Here is a 3,549-nt window from a genome sequence, read left to right as displayed (position 1 = left end):
TAAATGGTTTCATATCTCCCTGAACCGGTACATTCATGCTTTTGGCAACCTCGGCATATAGATCAGACAGGATAAGCTTTTGGGCCACGTCTTTATAATTAGGCGCTGTGCTTATCATCCCAAAACGTATGTATTGGGCCATAAACCATATACCGTATGCTATTTTAGGCGTGTTAACCATACCATTGTTATAAAATAACATATAGTCATCCTTATACTTTTTTACACCAAGGTCGCAGCCAATATCAGTTGACCCCATTAAACGGGCCTCAATTACCTGTACCGGCGCATTTACATAGTTTGGCTGGCTTAAAAATAGGGCTGCTTTTTTGCGGTTACTCATTACATCGAGCCATTTGCAGGCTTCAATAATGGCTTTCATCACATTTTTCAGATCTTCCTTATTAGTTTCTGCAAAAGCTTTGTTTACCACCAACGCTTTTTCGGGATGGTTTTTCCATATATCCTGACTGGCAATGTGGGTAAAGCCGATGTTTTGGGTTGCGGCAACGCCATTCCACGGTTCGCCGACACAGAAACCTTCCATATTATCAACTTTCATATTAGCCACCATTTGCGGCGGCGGTATAGTGATTATACCTACCGATTTTGAACTTACACCTGCGGCGGCTAACCAGTTGCGCAACCATATATCATGCGTGCCGCCTGGAAACGTCATGGCAAAAGTTACTTCTTTTTTTGTTTTTATCTCTTTAATGGCCGCGGCCACACGTTTAAGGTCATTGTAGCCAACAATGCCGCAAAAATCTTTTGAAAGCGTAATGGCCTGCCCGTTATTATTCAATGTCATGGCTATCCTCATTTCTGAGCCGGCCTTGCCGCCTATGCCTGTATAAACCGAGAATGGCATGGAAAACAGGCAATGCGCGCCATCCAGTTCGCCGTTTAATATTTTATCGCGCACTACGGCCCACGAGGCTTCTTTTGATAATTGTACGTCTACGCCGTATTTTGCGAAAAACCCCATTTCTTTGGCTATAACCAAAGGGGCGCAATCTGTTAATGGAATAAACCCTAACCTGATCACCCTTTTTGGCGGGTTGGCTCCGGCTACCGTGTTAAATAACATCAGCAGCAATACACCGATTAACAGGAGCTTTGATTTTTGATTTATATGTTGAGTCATGATCTTATTTTTTTAAGTGTGTTATTGTTTAATAGCTACTGGCTTAGTATAAAAAAAGTCGGGTGTAAACTTGAACATGATATAGGCCCAGTTGGCTGTTTTATTAAATGTAGCTGCAACAGCATTAGTAGTAGCCTGGCCTTTGGCAAATGGCATACTGTCTGTAGCTTTCATTAGCGAATAGCCAAATTCAATATTTGTAAACTTGTTCATGTTATAGCTTACTACTAAGTCGCCTTCTTTACCCAGGTCTTTATTGATCACTGTTCCATCGGCTTTTTTCATGTCCTTATTTAATGAAAATGAGTGCAGGTCAAGCCCAATGGAAATAATATTTGTTGCATATTTGATTTTGAAATAGGGGTTATTTAAACCCCCTGCCGGTGAGCCGCTGCCCGCGTAGAAATAATCCATATAGCCCCAGAATTTGTGAGGGGTACCATATAATGGGTCAAAACGGTTATCTTTTCCTGAAGGGCTAACAGCATTATTTCCCGAAAGCACATCATAGCCCGGTGTAAAGCTAAAGTTGCCCTTTTGGTAGGTTAAAGCAACGGTGTAATGATAAGCATCAAGGGCAACATTGTCACGATCAGTCCCTGATTGACGATAATAAGCAGCCTGCAAAGCGAATTTTCCAAAATCGGAAGCATTACCTATGGTGTGATTTATCATTAAACCATAAGTGTAGCGATGTACCGGTGAGTAATCATAAGTATCTGTGCTACCTGTTCTTACAAAGCGGCGGCCATAAACATAGCCTGTAGCTGCACTGCCTACCGAGTCAAGGCGGTATTTGCCAAAATTATCGTTAAAGAATAGCGCAGAAAATTTGGTCTGGTCTATTTTTTTGCTGATATATAAACTGGTGAATGACTTATAATCTTGTGTTGCCCCATTAGTGCTTGGCGGATTGGCAAATACAGGCGTTCCTGATTTTGAGCTATTATTGCCCGCGCTTCCACCCGCGGCCAAAGGAATTAAACCTGCGGGAACTGCAACCAGGGTACCCAATGAGTTTTTAACTATTGCAGGGACATTAGCAGGCAAATAATCGGTATTGGTTATGCCAACCGCGTCTGAATTTTGGTTGTAGGCATAACCCAGGTCAACTTGCCAGCCGTGATGCACAGCCTTTAACAAAACCATATCATGGCGGCGGGCCTGTTGCAGCCAATCAAGGTTGCCTATCAGCCTCGAATCGTCGTAAATTAATTCCTGCCTGCCTATTTTAAGGCTAAGCATATCTAAAAGTTTAAACTTAATAGTGGTGTCCGCTTTGTTGGCCAGGGTAAGCTCGCCCCATGCCTCATGCAAAAGCAGGCGGTTGTCGGTAGTTGAGATAGACGATGCATCGGCCCCCCAAACACGTACATCCTGTAAGCTAACACCAAATGTTAGCCTGTCCCATTTATAACCAAAAATTAGCCGGGTGCGCTGAGAAATGAAATCGCCGTTCTTAGAATCATTGACAACAAGGTTGCCATATCCATTACGATTTTCGGCCCTTGTGCGTAGTTGGCCGGTTAATGTTATCTGTGCCTGGGTGTTTAAGGCCTGGCAGCAGGTAAGAATTGCAATTATTGTAAAAAGCTTGCGCCGTTTAAGTACATTTTTATACATTTGGTAAGTTTTTAAGTTGTTAAAGCGATAAAACTATTTTTACCCTGCCCGGAATGCGACCTCCTGGCGGGGTTTTTTATGACATATGATTTTTGAGTTTCTTCATAAGCTACCCGTTTTTTAATTAATTCATTTTAAACAATTTATTGTTATAAATATATTGTATTTAATGTAAAAAATGAAATAATGCCAAATAATTTCTAATTTTTGTGACTAAAACCATATAATAGGGAATATTTTGATAAAATTTCAAAAATATCGAATCATTTTTTTGGGTAAATATGAATTTTGTAAATTTTAATGAATAAATTTTCACTAAAACTTATTCATTATTTGATAAAAATAATTTTTATACGATCAAAATCACATAAAACAGCCTAAGTTTGATTGTTTTAGATTAATTTTATTAAATTACTCAAGGTTTTACTCCTGTTAAACGATATATATATAAAGCTAAAAAAATAAAAAGTGAAAAAATCAAAGTATGAATGCGATGTAAATAGTTGCTTTATGTGCCAAAACTGCTTAAAAGAATGGCAGCCGGCCATCGCTGCTAACAAAAGCAACTTTAAAGTAAAAAAAGGAGAGGTTATTTTTAACGAGGGAGACCCGGTCAAAGGCATCTATTTTGTTTATGAAGGAAACATTAAAATTCATAAGAGATGGGGACAGGAAAAAGAGTTGATTATAAGATTTGCCTCAAAAGGGGCTGTTTTTGGTCACCGCGGATTGGGCAGCAATGATATTTACCCTATTTCTGCAACAGCATTGAGCGATAG

General features: G+C 39.8%; 3 protein-coding genes. 1 reads left to right on the top strand and 2 read right to left on the bottom strand.

What is annotated here, in order from left to right:
* Window positions 1–1,147, bottom strand: a 1,147-nt coding sequence (locus JWR23_RS03585) for a CmpA/NrtA family ABC transporter substrate-binding protein (RefSeq protein ID WP_299513094.1), incomplete at its 3' end; no start/stop codon positions are given.
* A gap of 21 nt (window positions 1,148–1,168) precedes the next feature.
* Window positions 1,169–2,770 (bottom strand): alginate export family protein, encoded by a 1,602-nt coding sequence (locus JWR23_RS03580; RefSeq protein ID WP_299513092.1) that lies wholly within the window; start codon window positions 2,768–2,770, stop codon window positions 1,169–1,171.
* A gap of 468 nt (window positions 2,771–3,238) precedes the next feature.
* On the opposite strand from JWR23_RS03580, the gene JWR23_RS03575 reads away from it, so the two are divergent.
* A partial coding sequence (locus tag JWR23_RS03575; protein WP_299513090.1) for a Crp/Fnr family transcriptional regulator occupies window positions 3,239–3,549 on the top strand: 311 nt, incomplete at its 3' end.

The organism is Mucilaginibacter sp. (assembly GCF_028288205.1).
Taxonomy (GTDB): domain Bacteria; phylum Bacteroidota; class Bacteroidia; order Sphingobacteriales; family Sphingobacteriaceae; genus Mucilaginibacter.
Note: the sequence above shows the minus strand (reverse complement) of the source record. Positions and strands in the feature narration are given on the sequence as shown.